At 49.3% G+C, this 25,331-nt stretch carries 21 protein-coding genes; all 21 read left to right on the forward strand.

The features are described 5' to 3' along the window. Positions 1–205 (forward strand): transposase (locus tag A3842_RS26900; RefSeq protein ID WP_074103344.1); only part of this gene is annotated, 205 nt, incomplete at its 5' end. Positions 206–441: 236 nt separating this feature from the next. Next, positions 442–1,290, forward strand: a complete 849-nt coding sequence (gene sleB / locus A3842_RS26905) for a spore cortex-lytic enzyme (protein ID WP_074103345.1) — start codon at positions 442–444, stop codon at positions 1,288–1,290. A 254-nt stretch (positions 1,291–1,544) separates the two neighbouring features. Continuing rightward, on the forward strand, positions 1,545–2,783 hold the full coding sequence (gene yfmF, locus A3842_RS26910) for an EF-P 5-aminopentanol modification-associated protein YfmF (RefSeq protein ID WP_371916025.1): 1,239 nt from the start codon (positions 1,545–1,547) through the stop codon (positions 2,781–2,783). Positions 2,784–2,785: 2 nt separating this feature from the next. After that, positions 2,786–4,066, forward strand: coding sequence for an EF-P 5-aminopentanol modification-associated protein YfmH (gene yfmH, locus A3842_RS26915; protein WP_074103347.1), 1,281 nt, complete (start codon positions 2,786–2,788; stop codon positions 4,064–4,066). After that, a complete protein-coding gene (gene ymfI, locus A3842_RS26920) occupies positions 4,066–4,833 on the forward strand; it encodes an elongation factor P 5-aminopentanone reductase (protein WP_074103348.1) in 768 nt (255 codons plus the stop codon). Before yfmH ends, ymfI begins: the two co-directional genes overlap by 1 nt. A gap of 119 nt (positions 4,834–4,952) precedes the next feature. Beyond that, a complete protein-coding gene (locus tag A3842_RS26925; protein WP_074088202.1) occupies positions 4,953–5,213 on the forward strand; it encodes a DUF3243 domain-containing protein in 261 nt (86 codons plus the stop codon). Positions 5,214–5,392: 179 nt separating this feature from the next. Continuing rightward, complete coding sequence (locus A3842_RS26930; protein WP_074088204.1) at positions 5,393–6,160, forward strand: DUF3388 domain-containing protein; 768 nt, start codon at positions 5,393–5,395, stop codon at positions 6,158–6,160. Positions 6,161–6,186: 26 nt separating this feature from the next. Then, positions 6,187–7,197, forward strand: coding sequence for a RodZ domain-containing protein (locus A3842_RS26935; RefSeq protein ID WP_074103349.1), 1,011 nt, complete (start codon positions 6,187–6,189; stop codon positions 7,195–7,197). Positions 7,198–7,280: 83 nt separating this feature from the next. Then, positions 7,281–7,445, forward strand: a complete 165-nt coding sequence (locus A3842_RS32730; RefSeq protein WP_167374677.1) for a hypothetical protein — start codon at positions 7,281–7,283, stop codon at positions 7,443–7,445. A 181-nt stretch (positions 7,446–7,626) separates the two neighbouring features. Then, on the forward strand, positions 7,627–8,118 hold the full coding sequence (locus tag A3842_RS26940; protein WP_074088209.1) for a YajQ family cyclic di-GMP-binding protein: 492 nt from the start codon (positions 7,627–7,629) through the stop codon (positions 8,116–8,118). 151 nt (positions 8,119–8,269) lie between these two features. Continuing rightward, positions 8,270–8,857: a CDP-diacylglycerol--glycerol-3-phosphate 3-phosphatidyltransferase gene (gene pgsA, locus A3842_RS26945; RefSeq protein WP_074088211.1), complete on the forward strand. Its 588-nt coding sequence runs from the start codon at positions 8,270–8,272 to the stop codon at positions 8,855–8,857. 55 nt (positions 8,858–8,912) lie between these two features. Further along, positions 8,913–10,202, forward strand: a complete 1,290-nt coding sequence (locus A3842_RS26950) for a competence/damage-inducible protein A (protein WP_074103350.1) — start codon at positions 8,913–8,915, stop codon at positions 10,200–10,202. A gap of 298 nt (positions 10,203–10,500) precedes the next feature. Then, positions 10,501–11,565 carry a recombinase RecA gene (gene recA, locus A3842_RS26955; RefSeq protein ID WP_074088213.1) on the forward strand — a complete coding sequence of 355 codons (1,065 nt, stop codon included), beginning with the start codon at positions 10,501–10,503 and terminating at the stop codon, positions 11,563–11,565. A 125-nt stretch (positions 11,566–11,690) separates the two neighbouring features. After that, positions 11,691–12,425 (forward strand): regulatory protein RecX, encoded by a 735-nt coding sequence (locus A3842_RS26960; RefSeq protein WP_074103351.1) that lies wholly within the window; start codon positions 11,691–11,693, stop codon positions 12,423–12,425. Between the two features lie 309 nt (positions 12,426–12,734). Continuing rightward, entirely contained in the window at positions 12,735–14,276 is a 1,542-nt protein-coding gene (gene rny, locus A3842_RS26965; protein ID WP_074088215.1) for a ribonuclease Y, read from the forward strand. A 53-nt stretch (positions 14,277–14,329) separates the two neighbouring features. Beyond that, positions 14,330–15,124 carry a TIGR00282 family metallophosphoesterase gene (locus A3842_RS26970; protein WP_074088234.1) on the forward strand — a complete coding sequence of 265 codons (795 nt, stop codon included), beginning with the start codon at positions 14,330–14,332 and terminating at the stop codon, positions 15,122–15,124. A gap of 200 nt (positions 15,125–15,324) precedes the next feature. Further along, on the forward strand, positions 15,325–15,585 hold the full coding sequence (locus A3842_RS26975; RefSeq protein WP_036656334.1) for a stage V sporulation protein S: 261 nt from the start codon (positions 15,325–15,327) through the stop codon (positions 15,583–15,585). 197 nt (positions 15,586–15,782) lie between these two features. Continuing rightward, the gene (locus A3842_RS26980; RefSeq protein WP_074103352.1) at positions 15,783–16,748 is read left to right on the forward strand and encodes a dipeptidase; all 966 of its coding nucleotides are present in this window, start codon (positions 15,783–15,785) and stop codon (positions 16,746–16,748) included. A gap of 174 nt (positions 16,749–16,922) precedes the next feature. Next, entirely contained in the window at positions 16,923–17,495 is a 573-nt protein-coding gene (gene pduL, locus A3842_RS26985; RefSeq protein ID WP_074088217.1) for a phosphate propanoyltransferase, read from the forward strand. A 420-nt stretch (positions 17,496–17,915) separates the two neighbouring features. Next, positions 17,916–23,570 carry a rhamnogalacturonan lyase family protein gene (locus A3842_RS33645; protein WP_074103353.1) on the forward strand — a complete coding sequence of 1,885 codons (5,655 nt, stop codon included), beginning with the start codon at positions 17,916–17,918 and terminating at the stop codon, positions 23,568–23,570. 247 nt (positions 23,571–23,817) lie between these two features. Then, a complete protein-coding gene (locus A3842_RS26995) occupies positions 23,818–25,329 on the forward strand; it encodes a DEAD/DEAH box helicase (protein WP_074103354.1) in 1,512 nt (503 codons plus the stop codon). Positions 25,330–25,331 lie beyond the last annotated feature (2 nt).

A 25,331-nucleotide genomic window follows, 5' to 3' on the forward strand; every position in this document is an offset into this window, starting at 1 on the left:
CGAGGAAGGTTATGCCCTGGCCGTACGCCGAATGACGGAACCGGAAAGCGTATTTGGACAACTGAAGAATAACCGGGGCTTCCGGCGCTTTCTGCTTCGCGGCATGGAAAAAGTGACGCTTGAGGTCGGTTGGCTTTCGCTTGCCCATAATATGCTGAAGCAAGCCACGGTGGACCAAAAACGCAAGGTCGCGATTCTCCAATAACAGGAGAATCGCGGCCTTGCTGTCTTTTTACTGCCTCTTGAATACATATGGGCTGTTTCTTTTTTTTGAAAATCTACTTATGAGACAGCCCCTTGTTTTATTTTCTTTACTGTGAGAATCAAGGAAAGCAGTATCTTTATTGAAGATCTTTCTTAATGCATAGGATGCCCTGCCAGTCGTCATAATAACTTTAGCCATCCATGCTGAACTTACAAGAGAAAGGTAGAGCGATCCCAATGAAAAAGCACAAGCAGTGGATATTTGCCGTACTAACCCTTGCATTGGCAACTGCTCCGTTTACAGGTTTACTTTATAAAACCAATGGAGCAGTTTACGCTAATCAGAATAATAACGCATCTGTAATGATGGAAAGCACTTTGTCTGAGAAAGAGGCATTGCCGGCATTCGGAACAGTTCCGCTTAGAGTGGGCTCTTCTGGACAAGATGTCTATGAACTGCAGGGAAGGTTGAAGCATCTTGGATACTATGACGGAGCCATAGATAGTCAATTCGGGACAAAAACCAAGAACGCAGTAACCTGGTTCCAATGGAAATTTGGCATAGAAGCAGACGGCATAGTCGGTGCAAAAACAAAGCTGAAGCTGTATAATGCCACCAAAGCCTGGAAGCCAACAGAAGCGTCAACGAGTACTGCCCAAAAGACCGGAACCAGTGAAAATACCGGCACTTCGAATTCAGCCGAGTTGACATCAGGGGATGCAATGGGCTTATCGGAGAATGATCTCAAGATTATGGCAAATGCGGTATATGGAGAATCGCGTGGCGAACCCTTTGAAGGACAGGTGGCCGTAGCTGCAGTCATCCTGAACCGTGTGAAATCACCAAACTTTCCAAAGACGCCTTCCGGTGTGATTTTTCAGCCGGGAGCCTTCACGGCGGTTGCGGATGGACAGATTTATCTAGAGCCTAATGAACAAGCACGCAAAGCCGTGCAGCAGGCACTTAACGGGTGGGACCCTTCGGGTGGCTGTATTTATTACTTCAATCCGAAAACAGCTACTTCCAAATGGATTTGGTCCCGTCCGCAGGTAAAGACGATCGGCCAGCATATTTTCTGCATGTAGCCGTTAGGCAGCATAATGTCGGGCCATTCCGTATAAAAAGGACCTATGAGCAACCGGTAACCTGCTTCCGGTTGCTTCCTTACTTTGGAATGGTTTAGAATGGATAATACTTCATAAACTTGTTGTATAGAGAGTGAACTTAAGAATAGAGATTGCCAACATTATTAAGTTCAGCAATGTATAGCAGTTATTCCCGCCGCAAAGGAGTTTTGGACTTGACAAATACTGTATTTCAACATGGCAGCGCTGCAGGAATGCGTATTCACGTGCTTCCAACCAAGGCGTTCAAGACATTCGCCATCTCGCTCTATGCCGGCATTCCGCTTGACGAAAGTACGGTTACAAAGACAGCGCTGGTACCTTTTGTGCTCCGAAGAGGTACTGCGAATTATCCTGAAACCACTCAGTTCCGTGAACGTCTGGAGGAACTGTACGGTGCCGGATTTGGCTTCGATATTTATAAAAGAGGGGATTATCAGATCGTCCAGTTTCGTATGGATACGATCAATGATTCCTTCGTCCACAGCAAGGAAAGCCTGCTGGGAGAATCGTTCGCGTTTCTCGGAGATGTGCTGACGAAGCCTCTGCTCGAGGAAGGGAGCTTCCGTGCTTCTTATGTAGCCACTGAACGCGAAACTGTACGCAAGAAGCTGGAAGCCATCGTCAACGATAAAATCCGGTATGCGGCTGAGCGCTGTATTGAGGAAATGTGCCGCAAAGAACCCTACCGGCTTCACCCGCTGGGTCAAAGAGCTGATCTGGACAGCATTACCCCTGAATCCCTATATCAGTCCTATAATTCCTGGCTGGAGGGAGCCATTCTTGATCTGTACGTGGTAGGTGACACTACTCCAGAGGAAGTGGAGAAGCTGGTCAATCGTCATTTCGGCCGTGCTCATGGCGAGACTGCAGCGTATTCCTCCAACTTTACACCGGTATCGGTGACAGAGGTCCGCACTGTGGAAGAGAAGCTCGATGTCAATCAGGGCAAGTTAAATATGGGGCTCCGCACCTCGATTACCTACAAGGACGACCGTTACGCTTCTGCACTTATGTATAACGGCATTCTGGGAGGCTACCCCCACTCCAAACTGTTTGTGAATGTGCGTGAGAAAGAGAGCCTGGCCTATTATGCATCCTCGCGCTACGACGGGCATAAGGGCATTGGAACAATTCAATCGGGGATAGAGACACAAAATTACGACAAAGCTGTAGAGATTATCCGTAAGCAGCTGGATGAACTGAAGACTGGGAATATCAGTGATCTGGAGCTAAGCCAGACCAAAGCCATGATCCGTAATCTGCTCTCTGAAATTCAGGATTCAGCGTTTGAGATGATTTCCTTTGACTTTAACCGCCAATTATCCGGAAAAGAACGCTCAGCCCAGGAGCTCATGGTCCAGATGGACAATACGGGTATGGAAGATGTTAAGGCTGCGGCGGGCACCTTTGAACTGGATACGATCTATTTCCTGACAGGGAAGGAGGAATAGCGGTGGAAAAGATCCATTACGAGAAACTTCAAGAAACGCTGTATCACGAGGTTATGGATAACGGACTGCAGGTGTATGTGCTGCCGAAGCCTGCTTTTCTCAAAACCTATGCCACCTTTGCAACCAAATACGGTTCTGTGGACAATCATTTTAAAGTGGCCGGAGGAGAAGAAACAACCGTTCCTGACGGCATAGCTCACTTTCTGGAGCATAAAATGTTTGAGGAGCCGGAAGGTGATATTTTTGCTACCTTTGCCTCCAATGGAGCTTCAGCGAATGCATTCACAAGCTTTGACCAGACGGTCTACTTGTTCTCTGCAACGGAAAACATTGAGACGAACCTCAGTACGCTTGTGGACTTCGTGCAGCATCCGTATTTCACTGATGAGAACGTGGAGAAGGAAAAAGGCATTATCGGCCAGGAAATCAACATGTATGCGGATAATCCGGACTGGCGTGTCTATTTCGGATTAATCGAAGCGATGTATGCCAAACATCCGGTCCATATTGATATCGCCGGTACCATCGAATCCATTGGTACCATTACCAAAGAAACGCTGTATACCTGTTACAATTCCTTTTACCACCCCAGCAATATGCTGTTATTTATTGTGGGCGGTGTCGATCCGGAGAAGGTGTTTGAGTTGATCCGTACCAATCAGAGCCGCAAAGATTACGGCAAGCAGGGTGAAATCGAAAGAATCTTCGAGGAAGAGCCGGCACAGGTGGCTACTAAAGTGAAGGAAAGTGAGCTTGCTGTGTCTATGCCCAAGATACTTTTTGGCTTCAAGGAGAAGGTGGAAGGCTTGTCAGGGGAAGAGGCGGTGCGCCATGATCTGACGACCAAACTGATGCTCGATCTGCTGCTGGGCAGCAGTACAGGGCTCTACCAGAAGCTGTATGACGAGGAACTCATCTCTGACAGCTTCGGGCATGAATTCAACAGTTCCCCGCAATATGCATTCTCAGCTATCGGCGGAGATACCAAGGACCCTGATCTGCTGCTTGAGCGGATAAAGGATGAAATCAACCATGTCCTGGAGTCTGGCTTTGCGGAGAAAGATTTCGAACGGGCCCGCAAAAAGAAAATCGGAGGCTATCTTCGTATGCTGAATTCGCCAGAGAGCATTGCTCACGAATTCACACGTTATCAGTTCCGCGGAGGAGATTTGTTTGAAGTGCTTCCGCTTTATGAATCGATTACACTTGAAGAAGTTAACACTCGTCTGCGCTCGCATGTGGATTGGGAACAGCTCGCCGTATCGCTTGTGGTGAGTCCTTAATGGCACTTTCGGGAGAGAACAGCAAGCCAATAGGGGAAATGACGGTACTCGTTACAGGAGGCAGCGGGGGAATCGGCGGTGCTATTGCCGAGCGTTTTGCATCTGTAGGCATGAACATTGTCATCCATTACATGAACTCGCATGAAGCAGCAAATGATGTGGCTCGGCGCTGTATGGCGCATGGGGCCAAGGTATTAACAGTGGCTGCGGATATGAAAGACCGCAGCCAGTTAGTCCGCATGGCAGAAAGGCTGGAGAGCAGTGGGCTGCAGCCGGACATCCTCGTGAATAATGCCGGTAAGGCCCATTACGGGATGCTGGCAGACATCACTGAGGAAGAATGGGATGATATTATGGCGGTCAATCTCAAAGGCACCTTTCTGTGCAGTCAGATTTTTATGCCGTACATGGTGTCCCAACGCTATGGGCGGATTATTAATGTATCCTCTGTCTGGGGGATTTCCGGTGCTTCCTGTGAAGTGGCTTACTCTGCCAGCAAAGGCGGGGTGAATGCTTTTACCAAAGCACTTGCCAAGGAGCTGGCCCCTTCTGGAGTAACGGTTAATGCTGTAGCGCCAGGAGCTGTTCATACGGCAATGCTTTCCTATCTGCAGGAGGAAGAGCTGCGGATGCTTGAAGAGGAAATTCCTGCGGGCAGGCTTGCTTCGCCCGAAGAAATCTCCTCTTTGGTCTATTTTCTTGCGCTTCCTGAATCCGGGTATATCACGGGGCAGATCATCAGTCCGAACGGCGGCTGGATTACCTGATGTTTGATCATGAGGCTGCTTGGAGAAATGCTCCAGCATAAGAATATCCCCGCGGAGACATATTATAGCTGTTGCTTTTAAATCTCACGTAACCCAAAACAATTTGAGGAGGATTTAAGATGTCAACAGACTCCGTAGTGAAAAACTTTGATACCTGGAAAAGCTTTCTGGGAGACCGGGTCATTCAGGCTGAAAAAATGGGGATGAGTGAAGAAACCATTTCCAAGCTGGCTTTTGAAATTGGGGAATTCCTCGATAAAAAAGTCGATCCCGGTAACTACTCCAACCGGGCGATCAAAGAGCTGTGGGATGTCGGCAACGAGGATGAGAAGCATACCATTGCTTCTCTTATGGTCAAGCTGGCGAAGAAAAACGCATAGCTCACGGAACAAGCTCCCCTCGCGGGAGCTTTTCTGTAATTATTACAGCAGTGACCTTGCCTTTCAATTTTATTTTATATATCATTAACATGACCCGTGTTCAGAACACTTTGCCGAAGCCGGCTTTTTTTGACGTATGGCGCAAAGTTAAGGGAAAAGGAACCTATGAGGTGTAACAAGTGGAATATAAACAATGGTACATGGAGTATAAGATACATAAGAACAGACCCGGTCTGCTTGGTGATATCGCTTCAATGCTCGGAATGCTGGAGGTCAATATCCTGACCATAAACGGGGTTGAAGGCAAGACCCGTGGTATGCTGCTGGAAACAAGTGACGATGAAAAAATCATGCTGATGGGCGAAATGCTCAAAAAGGTGGATAATATAACGGTTACCGCTCTACGTTCCCCGCGGCTTGTAGACAAGCTGGCGGTGCGGCACGGACGCTATATTGACCGCGACTCCGATGACCGCAAGACGTTCCGTTTCACAAGAGACGAGCTCGGGCTGCTTGTTGATTTTCTCGGGGAACTGTTTAAAAGAGAAGGGAATCAGGTTATAGGTCTTCGGGGTATGCCGCGTGTCGGTAAGACAGAATCGATCATCGCCGGCAGTGTTTGCGCCATGAAGCGCTGGACATTTGTTTCTTCCACACTTTTGCGGCAGACGGTACGTAGCCAGCTTGCTGAGGACGAAATGAATCCCCATAACGTCTTCATCATTGACGGCATCGTCAGCACGATCCGCTCCAATGAGAAGCATTATAGCCTGCTCCAGAATGTGATGAGCATGCCAAGCACGAAGGTGATCGAGCACCCGGATATTTTTGTGCGGGAATCAGAATACAGCTATGATGATTTTGATATTATTATCGAGCTGCGTAATAATCCGAACGAAGAGATATTGTACGACTCGTTCACGACGAGCTACAGTGATGATCTATAAACACACATAATTTAGGAGGTGATGGTATGTCGGAACTTGGCCGGCATTTGAAGGAGGCGCGTCTGCAAAAAGGGATGAGCCTCGATGATGTCCAGGAAGTAACGAAAATTCGCAAAAAATATTTAGAGGCCATCGAAGCGGAGGATTATAAAGTGCTCCCGGGAAGTTTTTATGTCCGGGCATTCATCAAAACCTATGCGGAGGCCGTTGGCGTGAATCCTGACGAGCTTATGGAGGAACATGGAAATGTACCTGCCGCTCCGGTAGATACCACAATGGAGACGGTCATTCAGAAGCGCAGCCGCAGACCTGAAACGGAACGGAATGCGAAGTGGCTGCCTACGGTTTTGATGTGGACCTTTCCTGTGATCATTATTGTGGTGATATATCTGTACGCCTCTTCCAATATGAATAACAAATCAGATCCCGACAAGACAGAGCCTGCCAACATAACCAGTGAAACACAAGATCCATCGAAGGTTGAGCCTTCGCCGACAGCTGTGGGGGGAGGAGCGGTCATACCTTCTGCATCGGCTGGAACAGACACTGGTACAGCGACTCCGGAGGCAACAATAGCTCCTTCAGCGACTCCGCTTCCATCGCCATCCTCTCAGGAGGTTACGGTCACACAGGACAGGAAATCCGGTAAAACAACGGTGTATAAGGTTTCTGCCCCTGCCGGAAGTGCGGTTCAGGTACAGATTGCTGCGACCGGTGTGAGCTGGCTTGAGGTATACAAGGGCGAGAATTCCAAAGGAGAGAAGCTGAGCTTCGGCAATACTGCCGCTGGTGACAATATGAGCTTCACCCTTGACAGTGAAGGGATGTATATCAAATCCGGGTACTCTCCTGCTACACAGATCACAGTTAACGGACAGGTAATTACGGATGGCAAAACTTCATCCCGGCTTCTTCTGGAGCTGAATGACGGGTCGGCTGCAGGTACGACTGGAGCACCGGACACCGGTACAACGGACACGGGTACAACGGGAAGTCAGGACACAACTGCTACTCAAGAGGGCACGACTACGGAATAGAGCGGCCCGGGTATAGACTTTGGCTTTTTGGAGAACCTATGACTGATTTACAGTTCTTACGCCAAAGTGAGGTGTATTCTCTCATGACCGTTAGCTGGATCGTAACAGGGCTGGGCATTATCGTCAGTCTCCTCGGATATTATCTGACACCGAGTGCCTGGGGTTATGGAATTCTGGGCTTTGGGCTGGCACATGTTCTGCTGGGGATTCTGGATATGTTCCGGGCTCCCTCACGCAGTAGACAGTAGCCCGCAAACAGCGTCTCCCGAACCCTAAGATAAGGGGAGTATCATCTGTGCATACAAGAATGGCTCCACTATGTGGGGCTGTTTTGTATGTCGGGTCCCCGCAGTCCTCCCATAATTAGACTTAAGAGATCCTTTCTCATATAATAGGAAAAGAATATTTGTAAACAAAGGAAGTGGATTTATGAGTTCTGAAAGTTCATTTGATATCGTATCCAAGATGGATATGCAGGAGTTAACCAATGCCGTTCATCAGACGGAGAAGGAGATTGATAACCGTTTTGACTTCAAAAACAGCAAAAGTAGTCTGAAGCTGGAGAAGGACGCACTTATCATCGCTTCAGAGGATGAATACAAGCTGAATGCCGTCATTGACATTTTACAGTCGAAGATGGTCAAACGCGGAATTACACTCAAGAATCTGGATTTTGGCAAAATTGAGCCTGCCTCACTGGGGTCTGTACGGCAGCGTTTGGGACTCAAACAGGGAATTGATCAGGAGAATGCCAAAAAAATCAACATTCTGATCCGTGATTCCAAATTGAAGGTGAAGAGTCAGATTCAAGGGGACCAAATCCGCGTAACCGGCAAAAGCCGTGATGATCTGCAGCAGATTATCCAGCTTCTACGCAAAGCAGATTTGCCGCTGGATCTGCAATTCAACAACTTAAAGTAAGATTTTGTACCCCGCACTGCTTGTGCTTATCTCGCCTGCGGGGTGCTTTGTGTTTTTTTTGACACTTACATAGGGCTATAATATACTTGCTAAGCAGTTTTCAAGAAAATAGTGGATTATCGGATTCGTATGGATCAAGGGAGGAACTTCTGTGAATTTGCCTAACCGCATTACGCTTGCCCGAATTTGCCTCATCCCGATTATGATGTTTTTTTTGCTGGTGAATTTCAGCTTTTATCCGGAACCGATTCATTGGGGCTCGTTCCAGCTCTCCATTAATCATCTGATCGCGGCAGTGATTTTTCTGCTTGCAGCCAGTACGGATGGAATAGATGGCTACATAGCCCGGAAATACAACATGGTCACCAATCTGGGCAAGCTTCTCGATCCCCTTGCGGACAAGCTGCTGGTCTCGGCTGTACTGATTTCCCTGGTAGAACTGGGCAGATGTGACTCCTGGATTGCTATCGTCATTATTAGCCGTGAGTTCGCTGTAACGGGCCTGCGTCAAGTAGCACTTCTAGAAGGTAAAGTGGTTGCTGCCAGCAAATGGGGCAAGATTAAAACTGTGATTCAGATTGTCGCTATTTCCCTTCTGCTGCTCAACAATTTCCCGTTTCAATTTGTCAGCATTCCTGTAGATGATATTGCGATCTGGGCAGCGGCAATTGTTACCATCTATTCAGGTGTTGACTATTTCGTGAAAAACAAAGATTTGTTGCAGCTTCACAACGCTTAATTGAACTGCACAACAGAATCATTCATTATGTACATTCAGGAGGAGAAAGCCAGCGATGAAAGCGGAAATTATTGCCGTCGGCACAGAACTTTTGCTCGGACAGATTGTAAACAGCAATGCACAGTTTCTTTCAGTAGAGCTGGCCGCACTCGGAATCGATGTTTATTTTCAGACCGTTGTTGGAGACAACAGCAGCCGTTTGCAGCAAGCCATCGAAATTGCCCGCAGTCGTGCGGATGTTATTCTGTTCACCGGCGGGATTGGTCCGACCGAAGATGATCTTACCAAAGATGCCTTAGCTGCATCCGTAGGCCGCGGTCTGCATATAGACCAGCTTGCCATGGACCATGTTCAGCGGTTTTTTGATGAACGCAAAATTATTATGACCGAAAACAACCGGAAACAGGCACTGATTATTGATGGAACAACACCACTCCCCAATGAAGCGGGGCTGGCTGTCGGTCTTGCTTTTTCCGATGGTGGAAAGTTTTACATTGTGCTTCCAGGACCTCCGCGCGAGATGAAGCCTATGTTCACAGGCCAGGCGAAGCCTTGGCTGCAGCAGCATGCCCTGACGGATGAAATGCCGATATACTCCAAAATGCTGAAGTTTGCCGGTATCGGGGAGTCGCTCCTTGAAGATAAACTGATTGATCTAATCCGGAACCAGAGCGATCCGACCATTGCTTCATATGCCAAGGAGGGTGAGGTAACGGTGCGTATCTCCACCAAAGCCCCTTCGGAGCGGGAAGCTATGGAGAAGCTGGAGGTACTTGAAAAGTCCATTCAGGAGATTCTGCCGGAGCACATGTATGCCAATATTAATGTGCCGCTTGAACAGCTGATTGTGGATTGGATGGCAGATGCCGGCCTGACTTTGAGTGCGGCGGAGAGCTGTACTGGCGGCCTTCTAATGGAGAGCATTACAAATATTCCGGGCAGCGCGTCTATGTTCCTCGGAGGGATCGTGTGCTATTCCAATGATATGAAGAAGAAGTTGCTGAACGTGCCTGCAGCGCTGCTGGAGGGTCCGGAGGCCCCGGGCGCAGTCAGCCGGGAAGTAGCTGAGGTGCTTGCGGATCAAGTGAGAATGACCGCTGACAGCGACTTTGGATTGTCGGTTACTGGTGTAGCGGGTCCGGGATATTCCGAGCGCAAGCCGGTAGGGTTAGTATTTATCGGACTGGCTGAACGCGGCCGGCCTACGGAAGTCTATGAACTTAATCTTAAAGGCACTCGCGAAAATATCCGCCTGCGAACCGTCAAGGCTCTTTTATACCGTCTCTGGCGCAGGCTGGAGGAACGTAAGGTAGCTACACCGCTTGAAGGGTCAGCCTTGCAATAACCTTCCCGTCCGGTATATAATTTGTTCATACGGAAGAACCGTGGCACTGAGATATCCTTGCTGCGGTTTTTTGTTTTATTCTTATGTAATGAACTGCAGCCTGTCCCTGTAAGAAGGTACTGTCCGACATCCGGTGAATGAATAATCTGGCCCAGCGTCAGATCCGGAAGGAGGCTTACAATAAAAGGGAGCAACCCTCCTTGGGACAAAAAAAACGAATGTATGTTCGAAAAAAAGCTTGGCAAGACCTCCGAAACACGTTATTATAATACTATAAACAGTGAAGGAAGTGGTCTGATTGTCAGATCGTCGTGCGGCGCTTGATATGGCGCTTCGTCAAATAGAAAAACAATTCGGTAAAGGTTCGATTATGAAATTGGGAGAATCCACTCACATGAAAGTGGAAGTCGTACCTAGCGGATCTTTGGCACTTGATATTGCATTAGGTATAGGCGGACTTCCTAAGGGACGTATTATTGAAGTATATGGACCAGAGTCGTCCGGTAAGACAACTGTTGCCCTGCACGCTATTGCAGAAGTGCAGAAGTCAGGCGGACAAGCTGCATTTATCGATGCCGAGCATGCACTTGATCCTAAATACGCCAAAGCGCTTGGCGTAAATATCGATGAACTGCTGTTATCCCAACCAGATACTGGTGAGCAAGCCCTTGAAATCGCTGAAGCACTTGTGCGCAGTGGCGCGGTTGATATCATCGTAGTAGACTCGGTGGCAGCACTGGTTCCAAAAGCGGAAATTGAAGGGGACATGGGGGATTCCCATGTAGGCTTGCAAGCACGTCTGATGTCCCAGGCTTTGCGGAAACTGTCGGGGGCAATCAACAAATCCAATACCATTGCTATCTTCATCAACCAGCTTCGTGAGAAGATCGGTGTGATGTTCGGTAACCCGGAAACGACACCTGGCGGCCGGGCACTGAAATTCTACTCTTCCGTACGTCTGGATGTGCGCCGTGTAGAGAGCATCAAAATGGGCAATGATGTTGTGGGTAACCGCACCAAGATTAAAGTCGTGAAGAACAAGGTGGCTCCTCCATTCAAACAGGCAGATGTAGATATTATGTACGGTGAAGGCATTTCCCGTGAAGGAAGCCTTGTAGATATAGGAACAGAGATGGATATCGTGAACAAGAGCGGTGCTTGGTATTCCTATGAAGGTGAACGTCTTGGACAAGGCCGTGAGAATTCTAAGCAGTTCCTCAAGGAGCATCAGGATATTGCTCTTCTGATTGAGAACAAAATTCGTGAAGCGAGCAATTTGTCAACGCTTGTGGCTGCGCCTACGGAATCTGAAGTAGTAGCAGAGCAAGAGGAAGAAGAAAAGCTCCTGCTTGAAATCGAATAACTTGATATTCAATCATTTGTAATTGAATACTAGGTAAGAGTTCAGGCGCCCTGTGAATAATCATAGCAGGGCGCTTTTTCGTAAATAAATATGATTTACATCAGCAATGAGGTGATAGGGCAGCTATGGTAATCCAATTAAATCCTGAACCTGAAGAGCAGGACGAGCAGATCTTAGCGGATTTTCCTGAGGATGAATTACTCGAAATTACGCGTGTGGAGCGTCAGAAGAAGTCAGACCACCGTTATATTATACATTTTGGTGCATATCAGCTGGCCGTTCATGAAGATGTCATGATTAAATACCGGATGATTACGGGTAGCTCCTTCATGAAGACCGATCTGGAGGAGATCGTTGTAGCTGATGAGCGGCAGCGGGCTTATGTGGAGGGCTTGCGCTATTTGGAGCGCAAACCGCGGACGTCTCAGGAAATGGCCCGTCGTTTACGGGAGAAGGAAATAGGGGAGACTATTATTGCTGAAGTTCTGCTGCGTCTGCAGCAGGAGCGTCTGCTCGATGATCCCTTATACGCCAAGCAATGGGCGGAGCAGCGAATGACGAATCAACGCAAAGGCAAGCTGTGGATCCGCCAGGAACTGCGTGAGAAGGGCATCGACAAGTCGCTGATTTCTGAGGCATTGGAGAATATTACCCCTGAACAGGAGCTGGAAAGTGCCCTGCAGACGGGAAGGAAGAAATGGAATTTGATCCGCGGAGATGTGAATGACAAGCGGAGGAAGACCGGAGCTTTCCTCATGCGGAGGGGGTTTTCCGGGGATATGGTGCGTCAGGTGCTGAATATTTTGCGTCAGGAAGAGGATTTTGAGGGCGAAGATGAGGATATTTACTTCCCTGACTGATTGTCTTGACTTTAATGCAGTTATCGACTCTCTTGACAATGTCTTTTTATAAATAATAAAATATAACATGAATCGGCATAAATAAGATATCCTTTTTCCTTCCCAAAAAGCAGACTCTTATGAAGCGGTTCGCGTACAACTCATATGAAATGTAATCGCCGGATAAGGCGGGCAGTGTGCATGTGCAGCATGTGCAGTATGGCAATCGGTGTATTACCGGTTTTTTGTATGGTGATGAACGGATTAGTTTAACAACTGCACAAATTCCCAAGCCTAGTTCTTGGAGGAACCAACGAGGAGGTGAACAGAATGCAAACTGCAATCTGGGTCATAATCGTTCTCGTTGTAGCTGCATTATTCTTTGGATTCGGTTATTTTATTCGTAAATCCCTTGCAGAAGCTAAGATTTCCAGTGCTGAGAAAGAAGCCGTAGTCATCGTAGAGAACGCGAAGAAAGAGGCAGAAGCACTGAAGAAGGAAACGGTACTTGAAGCTAAGGACGAGGTCCATAGAATCCGTACCGAAGCTGAAAAAGAAACTCGTGAACGTCGGAATGAAATCCAACGGCAAGAGAGACGTTTGCTGCAAAAGGAAGAATCGCTGGATAAAAAAATGGAATCGCTCGAACGAAAAGAAGAACAAGTAGCTAACAAAGAGAAACGAATTGACGAAACACAACAGCAAATTGACGTTATTTACAAGAATCAAGTTACTGAATTGGAACGTATCTCTAATCTGAGCATCGATGATGCCAGAAGTATCATTCTCAGCAATGTTGAGCAGGAAGTTCGCCATGAAACCGCTCAGATGATCAAGGAAATTGAGCAGCAGGCCAAAGAAGAAGCGGACAAAAAAGCCCGTGAAATTATTACCTTGGCGATCCAACGCTGTGCAGCTGATCATGTGGCGGAAACAACCGTGTCGGTCGTAACACTGCCTAATGAAGAGATGAAGGGCCGGATTATCGGCCGCGAAGGCCGTAATATTCGTGCACTGGAAACCCTCACTGGTATTGATCTCATCATTGATGATACTCCGGAAGCGGTTATTCTGTCAGGCTTTGATCCGATTCGCCGCGAAGTGGCCCGTACGGCACTTGAGAAGCTTGTAGCTGATGGTCGTATCCATCCGGCTCGGATCGAGGAAATGGTAGAGAAGTCCCGTAAGGAAGTGGATGAGCGGATTCGTGAATACGGTGAACAAGCTACCTTCGAGGTTGGCGTTCACGGATTGCATCCAGATCTGATCAAAATCCTGGGCCGTCTGAAATTCCGTACGAGCTATGGTCAAAATGTACTCAAGCACTCCATGGAGGTTGCTTATTTGACTGGACTGATGGCCGGTGAGCTTGGGGAAGACATCGTGCTTGCAAAACGCGCCGGACTGCTGCATGATATCGGCAAAGCGCTGGATCACGAAGTGGAAGGTTCGCACGTGGAAATTGGCGTCGAGCTGGCGAAGAAATACAAGGAACATCCAGTGGTTATCAACAGTATCGCATCCCATCACGGCGACTGCGAAGCTACTTCGGTTATTGCCATGCTGGTTGGAGCAGCTGATGCTTTGTCGGCCGCACGCCCTGGCGCACGCCGCGAAACCCTGGAAACGTATATCAAACGTCTGGAAAAGCTGGAGGAGATCTCCGAATCCTTCGAGGGTGTGGAGAAATCCTACGCCATTCAAGCGGGCCGCGAGGTACGCGTGATGGTGCAGCCTGAGAAGATTGACGATGCAGAAGCTTTCCGTCTAGCACGTGATATTACGAAGATGATCGAGAGTGAGCTGGATTATCCAGGTCACATCAAGGTTACAGTAATCCGCGAGACACGGGCTGTAGAATACGCAAAATAACCAAGGAAATCGGCCCCTCTGCGGGGCCTTTTTTCTTTCAGGAGGAGAATATCATTAAAGTACTTTTTATTGGTGACATTTGCGGGAATACAGGCAGAAAAGCGCTTCGCGAAATGCTGCCTTCCCTGAAGGATAAATATCAGCCGCATATTATTATCGTAAACGGCGAGAATGCTGCTGCCGGCCGGGGAATTACCTCTGCCATTGCCAATGAATTCTTCAATTGGGGAGTACATGGCATTACAATGGGGAATCACACTTGGGACAACAAAGATATTTTTGAATTTATTGATGACGAGCCGCGCCTCATCCGTCCGGCTAATTTTCCTCCGGGAACGCCAGGCCGCGGGTACACGGTGATCAAAGCAAACGGCAAACAGCTCGCGATTGTCAATCTGCAGGGACGTACATTTTTGCCGGCCATTGATGATCCGTTCCGTATTGGTGAAGAGATTGTGGAAGAGCTTCGGCAGAAGCACAAATGCATCCTTGTTGATTTTCATGCTGAAGCAACATCTGAGAAAATAGCGATGGGTTATTTCATGGATGGACTGGCTTCCATTGTGGTTGGAACGCACACCCATGTCCAGAGCAATGACGAGGTCATCCTGCCGGGAGGAACTGCATACTTGACAGATGCCGGGATGGTTGGTTCAAGAGAAGGAATTTTGGGTATGGAAAAGGATGCGGTGCTGTATAAATTTACTACTCAGCTTCCGGCAAGGTTTGTGGTGGATGAAGGCAAATGGATGCTGCATGGATTGTTCGCCGACCTTGACGAAGCTACGGGTAAAGCCACTCGTGTGGAGAAGATCCGGCTGCGCGAAGGCGAATGGGTAATGAGTTAAGCTGAATTACAATTAAATAGGGTTTTCGGGAAAAATCGTTGGTTTTGGGTAAAGTGTGATATTTATTATATCGAAAAAGAGTATCTTTTGTCCTAATTTCTCCGGAATGGTCCGCAAAAAGAAGGAATTAATTCTTCTAGCGCGAATAACATCTACAGTAGTGGAAGAACACCATCATTTTCCCAGGGGAGGTACTTACTATGGATGTATTAAAAGTATCAGCTAAATCCAATCCAAATTCCGTCGCCGGCGCGTTAGCGGGTGTTCTTCGTGAACGAGGAACGGCCGAGCTGCAAGCCATTGGAGCCGGAGCACTGAACCAAGCCGTCAAAGCAGTTGCCATTGCCCGGGGATTTGTTGCACCTAGCGGTGTAGATTTAATCTGCATCCCAGCTTTTACAGACATAGTGATTGATGGAGAGGATCGGACCGCGATTAAACTGATTGTAGAACCCAGATAATAAATAGTCTTAAGGGATGGGATTAACCATCCTCGTGAACTTTTGGAATGAACCTGTTTACTTCGGTAAGCAGGTTTTTTGCTGTATATAATTAATTTAGGATTCCAAGTCGGAGGATGGATTGTTGCAGCATATGCTTTGTAATAGTGCTTTGTAATAGACCTATAGCCAAAGCGAAAGCGAGGTTTGATGCAGGGATGGGAAACGGGAAATTAAAAGTGGCGGATTTTCACTGTGATGTGCTAAGCAAGCTGCAGGCATCTCCGGATATCGACTTTACGAAGGACAGCCGGCTGGATGTAACTCTGGAACGTTTGCTGGCGGGTGGTGTCGAACTGCAGATTTTTGCAATCTTTTTATCTGCGCAGCGGGAAAAAGTGAGCTTTGAACGAATTCTGGGACAAATTGAATCGTTCCGGGCACAAGTGGCCACTCCAGGCGGCCTGCAGTGGCTTCGCTGGAAGGAGGAGACAACGGAAATGGCTGATGGACCCACAGGATGGGGAATGCTCTCACTGGAAGGCGTGGACGGTCTGGAGGGCAACCTGTTCTATGCCCAGTTATGCTTTGAACTGGGTGTGCGTTTTATGGGCCTAACCTGGAATTATGCAAATTGGGCGGCGGACGGCGTACTGGAGCCACGGAATGGCGGTTTTACGGAACAGGGGCGCAGGCTGATTGAATGGTGCAACAGGAGCGGCATGCTGCTGGATGTATCGCATCTCGCGCCAGCTGGTTTCTGGGAGCTTGCGGAGCGGAATACACGCCCCTTTATTGCTTCGCATTCCAACGCTGCTGCAATATGTGGACATCCGCGCAATTTGAGCGACGAGCAGATTCGGGCGCTGGTGGATTTGGACGGGCGGATCGGGCTGACTTTTGTTCCTTGGTTTGTCCGGGATGGAGGGGGAGCGAAGGCGGAGGATGTGCTGCGTCATATCGAGCATGTCTGTTCTCTTGGCGGTTCCAGGCAGATTATGTTCGGGTCGGATTTTGACGGCATTGATGTCTGGGTAGAAGGCCTTGAGCATCCGGGGAAATATGCAGAATTCGCCGAATTGCTGCTGGCACATTATCCTGAGGAAGACGTACAGGGGTGGCTGCACGGGAATGCACTGACATTTCTTGCAACAAATCTGCCGTCGAAACCAAGCCACCCTTGAACTGCAAGATTCAGCCGGTAAGTGGCGATTTTTTGACAATCCTGTTCCAATATCGCAAAATGCCGAAAAAAGATCTCTCTTTGTGAAGCGGATCTTTTTATTTTCAAAGAAATAGATGTATAATGTTCAATGGCTTGTACAGATACTAGAGAAAATACAAGGAGTGACATTACAATGAGCAAGACTGTACCCGTAGGTGTGTCGGCCCGACATATTCACCTTACGCAGGAGCATGTAGAAGCGTTATTTGGCCCAGGCTATCAATTGACTGAGTTCAAATCGCTTTCCCAAACCGGACAATTTGCAGCAAACGAGCAAGTAGCTGTGATTGGAACCAAAGGAAAATTTGACAAAGTCAGAATTCTTGGCCCTGTCCGTCCAGCATCACAGCTGGAAGTTTCCCGCACAGATGCATTCAGCCTTGGCGTGAAAGCCCCTGTCCGCGAATCCGGCCACATTGAAGGCACCCCAGGAATTACGATCAAAGGACCTGCCGGCGAAGTTGAGCTGGAAACAGGCGTCATCGTGGCAGCACGCCACATCCACTTCCATACTTCTGAAGCTGAAGCTTGGGGCATTGCCGACAAGCAATTGCTGAAGGTACGCCTTGGCGGCGAACGTGGTCTGGTACTTGAGAACGTGCTTGCACGCGTATCCGATAACTTCAAGCTTGACATGCATATCGACACCGACGAAGCTAATGCTGCAGGTGCCAATAATGGCGATACTGCTGAAATTGTAGATTAGTCTTAAACTTTCATAAGAGTGAAGGAGCGGGGGAGAATTCCTCCGCTTTTTTTGTGCTGCAACACCACTAGAAAATGGGTGAATCCAATGGCCTAAGTCTGTGTTCAACGCTGAGCCAAACGTCCTGAGCGGCCGCAAACAGATCGGTTTAGTGTATGAAAAGATCGGATTTTTAAATGTTCAGGGGTACCGGCAAATGGTAGTATCGATTTGAAGCTGTAACTTTCTGGTAAAACATTTCATAGAGCTCAATTGAACTGGATCTCGAAGGGAGCGGGTGCAGCGGGGAGTGTAAGCAGTAGGAATTTCGTAGCTGGAGTAGCAAAAGAAGAAGCATCTGGTTTGTTTTTGGAAAGCGGTTACACTTCGAGCGAGTGATCCAAAGGCTTTTAAAAATTGAAAGCGGGTGAATCACAGAAGATGAGTAGAAATCGTAAGAGCAACCATACGGTGATGCTTCTTTTATCATGGGTGATGATATGTTCCACTTTGTTTCCGGCGCTTGTGTATGGGGCTGAGCAGGGGGATAGTGCATCGGTGCAGGCCTCGCAGCTGGAGCTACGGTATGATTTTGGTACGGCATCAAGTCCGGTAATGGAAGGATACACTGCTGTTCATGAAGCTTTGCTGTACACCAGAGAGCTGGGATATGGTCTAGACCAGGCTGTGGCCTCCAGAAACCGTTCGGGGGGTGACGGGTTAAGCAATGATTTTGTGTTGGGTACGTCCTACTCTTTTCTGGTAGATGTGCCGAACGGAGAGTATGATGTCACTGTCTATTCCGGGGATATGCTTACGGGTACCAGCACTACCCAAACCACGTTTACCCTGGAAGGAGCCGCGGCCGGAACGATTACCAGTAAGCAGAAGGTGAATCAGTCGGACTACCATACCACAGTGCTCGATGGGCAATTGACCTTAGGGGTGTCAGGAACGGGGGCTGGCGGGTATTTAAACGGTCTTGTTATTCAAAAGGCGAGTGCTCAGCCCCCTTCGGCACCGGAAGGACTTACGGTTACTGCTGTGGACGGATCAAGCGTCTCGCTTCACTGGAACACCGTTACGAATGCGGTCTATTACGAGGTCTATCGAAGCGGCGAGACAGGCAGTGCGGTTCAGCAGCTGGGATCGACGGCGGATACAAGTTATACGGACAAAGAAGTTGTTGAAGGTGGTCACTACTCCTATTTTGTAACCGCTATTAATGATAAAGGTGTGGAGTCGCAACTTAGTGGTCCGGTCATTGTGGAGAGCACGAATGACACACCGCCTGCCCCGCTGCCGCAGGGAAACGAATATGCCCTTGATTTCGGGCCGGGTGCCGCAGCAGACGGTTATTTGAAGGTCGAGGCCGGGACTGCCTACTCCGAGGACAGCAAATATGGATTCACGGATACGTCCAAAGTAAGCGGAGCTGACAGAGGCACGGCGGATGCTTTAAGAACGGATTTTGTAGTCGTTAAGGACTCAGGGTTCAATATCGATGTGCCGAATGGTGATTATACGGTATCTCTAATCGCGGGTGACAGCAGCGGCGGTACGAATGTGGCTATCCGTGTAGAAAGCATGCAGAAGGTACAGCTTACCAGCAAGAATGCGGGAGAGTATTTGGAAATGAGCTTCGATATTGCGCTGGTCGACGGTCAGATGAATTTCGTATTTACCGGCACGAGACCCGTACTCAATGCGCTTGTGATCAAAAAACAGCCTGAACGCACAGCCGGTGAGAAGCCTACGGTATACATTGCCGGGGATTCTACAGTACAGACCTATGATCCGTACTGGAAGCCACAGGCGGGCTGGGGTCAGATGCTTGGCAAATTTTTTACCACAGCGGTTGAGTTCAATAATCATGCCATTGGGGGGCGCAGCTCGAAGTCCTTCATTGTGGAAGGCAGGTTGGATGAGATCCTCCGGGAGATTAAGCCGGGTGACTATTTTCTCGTACAGTTTGGACATAACGATTCTACGATCAGCGTGCCTGATCGTTATGCTTCACCAGCTGATTACAAAAATTATCTGAAAACCTACGTTCAAGGGACCAGGCAGCGTGGAGCTACGCCGATTCTGCTGACGCCAATGGGCCGCCGGGATTATAACGCTGAAAAGGGCCAATTTAATGTCAGCTTCCTGGAATACGTGCAGGCGATGAAAGAGGTCGCCACTGAGCTTAACGTAGAGCTGGTAGATCTAAGCTCGCGCAGTGTGGCTTATTACAACTCAATCGGATTTGAAGCTACGCGGGCTGTATTCCTATATACGGACCCGGGTGTTTATGCGGCTTTTCCGGCTGGATCAAGTGACAATACCCATTTCCAGGAATATGGGGCCATTCAAATGGCCCGCCTGATTGCCGGAGGCATCGCGGCTCTGGACATCCCGTTATCTGGAGAGGTCCGGGAGAGTGAACCCCCTGCTGCAGTTCCGGTGAAGCCCACAGGCCTGGCGGCCGGCAGTGTCAGTAATGCAGGTGCCGTATTGAAATGGAATGCAGTAGAAGGGGCAGATATCTACAAAATCTACCGCAAACTGGCTTCAGCCGATCCATCTGCTTATACCATGATTGGCTCTGCCACAGTTTCATCGATTTCAGTAGGCGGAATGGCTGAAGGCCAGAGCTATACAGTGAGAGTGACAGCAGTCAACGGACGGGGGGAATCGGAACCCTCCGATCCGCTGACACTGACTACGAAGCAGTCCCGGTACCGTTATGATTTTGGACCTGCCGGTTCACCAGTCGCTGCAGGTTACACTGAAGTGAACCGAAGCGTACTTTATACGCCGGAGCTGGGTTATGGCCTGACTTCAAGCGCCGGGATGAGCGACCGTGACCGTGGGGACGGAACGGATGCGCTGCGCCGGGATTTCGTCATTTATTTTGGCGGGTCCTATGAATTCAAGGTAGATATGCCGAATGGTTATTACTCCGTCAAGACATATACCGGTGACTGGACCGGATCTACCAAAACAAACGTATCGATCGAAGGGAAAGATTATGGAACCATTTCTTCCGGTAAGGGGAGTATAGCTGAGAAGGAGTACAGCCAGATTTCCATCAAAGACGGCCAGATGAATCTGGTGTTCAGTGGAACGACCGCTCATCTTAACGGAGTAGAGATTACACCACTAATGCTGGCGCCGGCGAATCTCAAGCTGGATCAGCTGGATCTTCACCATGATCCGGTAACAACAACCCTTTCCTGGGCAGGTATCGACGGGGCCGCTAAATATAGGGTGTACCGAAAGGCCACAGTAGCTGAGAGTGCAGAGCTTCTGGGGGAAACAGCTAGTCTGACTTTTACAGACTCTACAGCCGATATTGGGATGGATTACCAGTACTCCGTTACTGCGCTGGACAGCACCGGACTGGAGTCGGTGGCTTCCAACCTTCTGCTGGTATCAATGATTGACCCATCCGTAGCCAAAGCTGCTGTTCCAAGCGGTCTGGAGCTGCAGGCCGTACACAAAAATGATGTTAGCTTCCGTTGGAACCAAGCTGGGGATGCCAAAATGTTCAATGTGTACCGGTCAAAATCCGCTGGCGGCGAATATGTCCTGATTGGCAAGACGAAGATGGCGTCTTATACGGACCGTACCATTCTAAGTACGATTCCCTATTATTATAAAGTGGCCTCCGTCAATGCGGGTGGAATTTCCGGGCTGTCCGCTATGCTGGAGACCCCGATTGTAACCACGCTCTTCCGCAATATGGAAAACCTGGACCGTGCGCCGGTTGTGGTCAAGACGAATGAAGGAATGTATCTCAGCTGGCGGATGCTGGGGCTTGATCCCGATTCGATAGCTTTCAATGTGTACCGTGATGGAAAAAAAGTAAATGTAAAACCGCTGACAAGCAGTACGAATCTGCTTGATGCGAAGGGAACAGTGGACTCCAAATATATATTAAAAGCCGTATTAAATGGTGCAGAGCAATCCGCTTCGGAAGTATTCGGTGTATGGCAGCAGCAGTATCTGTCTGTGCCGCTCCAGAAGCCTGCAGATGATTATACGAAGGACGGCCAGCCTTACACCTACAATGCCGGAGACGCGAGTGTAGGGGATCTGGATGGTGACGGGAAATATGAGATTGTCATGCTGTGGTCACCTTCGAACAGCAAGGACAACTCTCAGGCAGGCTACACAGGCATTGTCTATATGGATGCCTACAAAATGGACGGAACCCGTCTCTGGCGGATTAACCTTGGACGGAATATCCGTGCTGGGGCCCATTATTCCCCGTTCATGGTCTATGATCTGGACAGTGACGGCCGTGCAGAGGTGATGCTCAAAACCGCAGACGGCACGATCGATGGCCAAGGTGCAGTGATTGGTGATGCCGCGGCGGATTACCGTAACAGCAGCGGTTACGTGCTGCTCGGGAATGAATATCTGACCGTATTCGATGGGATGACTGGCCGGGCAGTAGATACGGTGGAGTATGACCCGCCACGCGGCGATGTGAGCGGATGGGGCGACGCATACGGCAACCGTGTGGACCGGTTTCTGGCGGCGGTGGCCTATCTGGACGGTGAGCACCCCAGTGTGATTTTTAGCCGTGGTTATTATACGCGGACGGTGCTGGCTGCCTATAACTACAAGGATGGTAAACTGAGCAAGGTATGGCGGTTTGATTCTAGTGACGAAGGGAATGGGGAATACACGGGCCAGGGCAACCACAACTTATCCATAGGTGATGTGGACCGGGACGGCAAGGATGAAATTACGTTCGGGGCCATGGCGATTGATGATGACGGCCAGCCGCTGTATAACACAAAGCTCGGTCATGGCGATGCCATTCACTTCGGGGATCTGGACCCGGCAAGACCGGGCCTGGAGGTTTTTGATGTACATGAGCATGTAGATTCCAAATATGGCATAGAAATGCGTGACGCGGCAACCGGCGAAGCGCTGTGGGGTGTGTATACAGGTATTGATACAGGCCGGGGGATGTCGGCAGACATTGATCCGAATCATTTGGGAGAAGAGGTCTGGGCGGCAACTATTACAAACGGGCAGCAAATTCCGGTCACCGGAATATACAGCGCCAAGGGGGAACTGATAAGCAATACGCTGCCTTCTTCAACGAACTTCGGGGTATGGTGGGATGGCGATCTTTTGCGGGAGCTGATGGATGACAACCGGGTGGATAAATGGGACTATGCGAATCAGACGTCAGGCAATCTGTTAAAAGCCGTGGGAGCGGCCTCGAACAACGGGACAAAAGCCAATCCCAGCCTGCAAGCAGACCTGTATGGCGACTGGCGCGAGGAAATCATGTGGCGTTCCGCCGATAGCACGGAGCTGCGGATATACACCACCACCATGCTGACCGATTACCGGATCCGTACGCTGATGCAAGATCCGGTCTACCGCCTGGCGGTGGCCTGGCAGAACGTAGGCTATAATCAGCCGCCGCATCCGGGCTTCTATCTGGGGACGGGAATGGAGGCGCCACCGGCACCGGCTATCCAGATCGTAGGCGGTCCGCAGAAGGCGACGGGTGTACCCGGGAAGCTGGTGCTGTCCAGCAATAGCGGTTATGACACCGGACTGCAGGATGGCGACTACCAGATCACAATGAATCTATGGTGGGGCAACAACGGAACCAGCTATAAGCTGTACGAGAACGGCAAGCTGATTGATGTCAAGGCTTTTGCCGATCACTCCCCAGAGGCGCAAAATGCGGTGACCAATCTGACTGGAAAAGCAAACGGGACTTATACCTACACTGCAGAGCTTATCAATTCTTGGGGAACAACGGTTTCCAGTCCGCTTGTGGTAACGGTGAAAGACGCGGCTCCCGGCGTTCCGGTGTTATCAAATGATAATTGGGATGGTGACGGGAATTATAATGTGACTATGAATCTATGGTGGGGAATGAATGCGACAATTTACCGTCTTTATGAAAATGGTGTCTTGGTCGATACGCAGCCTCTAAGCGCAAATACACCAAATGCCCAGTCAGCCGTGACATCTGTATTGAACCGCACAGCAGGCGTGTATGAATATCGTGCGGAGCTGGTTAACAGTTCCGGCACAAGAGAAAGTGTAATTATGAAGGTTACGGTCCAATAGAAGGATCATATGGACCTCCAGCATCGATAGGATGCGGAGGTTCTTTTTTTGTAACAAACATGAAACAAGAGTTCCTCTAAATCAGCTCCAATTCCATAACCTCAATGGGCGGGGTTATTTTATATGCGGATATGTGGTATCATTATGTGTTATGACTTACAACTGCGCTATGTGGAGACGCAGGAATAAGCTGAATACTGTTCGTTCATGAACTGAAAATATATGTATTGATAATTAAGGAGACAACATGACTTTTAATGATTTGAATTTGATCCCCGCGATCCTCAAGGCTTTGAGCCAGGAAAATTATACATCCCCCACCCCAATTCAGGAGGAGTCCATCCCTGCGGCATTGGCCGGCAGAGACGTCCTTGGCTGTGCACAGACCGGAACAGGCAAAACAGCCGCGTTCTCATTGCCAATTATCCAGTTGTTAAGCCAGCAGCCTTCTGTAACTGGCGGCAAACGCCGGATTCGTTCGCTGATTCTCACACCTACCAGAGAGCTTGCTTTGCAAATCTCGGAAAATATTCAGGCCTATAGCAAATTCACCAGCATCCGTTCAACAGCTATTGTCGGCGGTGTATCGCAAAAAGCGCAGGAGCGCGCATTAAGCCAGGGTGCAGATATTCTGATTGCTACACCAGGACGGCTGATCGATCTAATCAACCAGAAGCATGTCGATCTGCAATATGTGCAGATTCTTGTACTGGACGAAGCAGACCGCATGCTCGACATGGGCTTCATTCATGATGTGAAGCGGATTATTGCCAAAATGCCAGCCAAAAAACAAACCCTGTTCTTCTCGGCTACGATGCCGACAGAAATTTCGAATTTGATCAAAACACTGCTGGTGAACCCGGTGAAAATCGAAATAACCCCGGTTTCCTCCACTGTGGATAGAATTGAGCAGTCGATCTATCTGCTGGAGAACGGCAATAAGCAGAATCAGTTGAACCGTCTGCTGCAGGACAAATCGATTGTGTCTGCACTGGTCTTCACCCGCACAAAACGCGGAGCTGACCGGGTGACCCGCGATTTGACCCGAATTAACATTACCGCCCAAGCGATTCATGGTAACAAGTCCCAGAATGACCGCCAGAATGCGCTGCGCAACTTCAAGAGCGGGGCTACACGCGTGCTTGTTGCTACGGACATTGCCGCCCGCGGGATTGACATTGATGAGCTGTCGCATGTCATCAACTTCAATCTGCCGAACATTCCGGAAACCTATGTTCACCGTATCGGCCGCACCGGCCGTGCCGGTATGAGCGGAATTGCCATTTCTCTATGCGAAGCCGAAGAAATCCCGTACCTTAAGGATATCCAGAAGCTGATCGGCAAGACGATTCCGGAAGTGAAGGACCATGCGTACCCAATGTCCAAAAGTGCTCAGGCTCTGCTGAATGAACGCCCGGCCAAAGCCCCGGCGAAACCGGCGGCCAAGCCGAAGACCAATCCGGCGCGCAAGCCGAAGTCGGAGTGGTTCACGCAAGGTAACCGTCCGGGTAACAGTTCCGGTGGAAGTAAGAGCAGTGCGGGTAGCAAACCAAGCGCGGATGCGGGCCGCAAATCAGCAGCAGGAGCAAGACCTGGGAGTGCTGCCGCCAGCGGAGCCGGTTATAGCGGCAGACCGGGCGAGCGGAACGGCTCCGGTCAGAGCAGCAGACCTGCAACCGGTCAGGCTGGCAGATCAGGCAACAACCACAGCAACCGTCCAAGCAGCAGACCTGCTGCCAAAGCAGGCAGATCGCAATAAAC

It is taken from the genome of Paenibacillus sp. P3E, assembly GCF_001909045.1.
Classification (GTDB): Bacteria; Bacillota; Bacilli; order Paenibacillales; family Paenibacillaceae; genus Paenibacillus_AQ; species Paenibacillus_AQ helianthi.

What these genes read in the sequence shown, in the direction of transcription:
- sleB (WP_074103345.1), top strand. Translation starts at nt 442, where the DNA reads ATGAAAAAGCACAAGCAGTGGATATTTGCCGTACTAACCCTTGCATTG.
- yfmF (WP_371916025.1), top strand. Translation starts at nt 1,545, where the DNA reads ATGCGTATTCACGTGCTTCCAACCAAGGCGTTCAAGACATTCGCCATC.
- ymfI (WP_074103348.1), top strand. Translation starts at nt 4,066, where the DNA reads ATGGCACTTTCGGGAGAGAACAGCAAGCCAATAGGGGAAATGACGGTA.
- A3842_RS26925 (WP_074088202.1), top strand. Translation starts at nt 4,953, where the DNA reads ATGTCAACAGACTCCGTAGTGAAAAACTTTGATACCTGGAAAAGCTTT.
- A3842_RS26935 (WP_074103349.1), top strand. Translation starts at nt 6,187, where the DNA reads ATGTCGGAACTTGGCCGGCATTTGAAGGAGGCGCGTCTGCAAAAAGGG.
- A3842_RS32730 (WP_167374677.1), top strand. Translation starts at nt 7,281, where the DNA reads ATGACCGTTAGCTGGATCGTAACAGGGCTGGGCATTATCGTCAGTCTC.
- A3842_RS26940 (WP_074088209.1), top strand. Translation starts at nt 7,627, where the DNA reads ATGAGTTCTGAAAGTTCATTTGATATCGTATCCAAGATGGATATGCAG.
- A3842_RS26950 (WP_074103350.1), top strand. Translation starts at nt 8,913, where the DNA reads ATGAAAGCGGAAATTATTGCCGTCGGCACAGAACTTTTGCTCGGACAG.
- A3842_RS26960 (WP_074103351.1), top strand. Translation starts at nt 11,691, where the DNA reads ATGGTAATCCAATTAAATCCTGAACCTGAAGAGCAGGACGAGCAGATC.
- rny (WP_074088215.1), top strand. Translation starts at nt 12,735, where the DNA reads ATGCAAACTGCAATCTGGGTCATAATCGTTCTCGTTGTAGCTGCATTA.
- A3842_RS26975 (WP_036656334.1), top strand. Translation starts at nt 15,325, where the DNA reads ATGGATGTATTAAAAGTATCAGCTAAATCCAATCCAAATTCCGTCGCC.
- A3842_RS26980 (WP_074103352.1), top strand. Translation starts at nt 15,783, where the DNA reads ATGGGAAACGGGAAATTAAAAGTGGCGGATTTTCACTGTGATGTGCTA.
- pduL (WP_074088217.1), top strand. Translation starts at nt 16,923, where the DNA reads ATGAGCAAGACTGTACCCGTAGGTGTGTCGGCCCGACATATTCACCTT.
- A3842_RS33645 (WP_074103353.1), top strand. Translation starts at nt 17,916, where the DNA reads ATGAGTAGAAATCGTAAGAGCAACCATACGGTGATGCTTCTTTTATCA.
- A3842_RS26995 (WP_074103354.1), top strand. Translation starts at nt 23,818, where the DNA reads ATGACTTTTAATGATTTGAATTTGATCCCCGCGATCCTCAAGGCTTTG.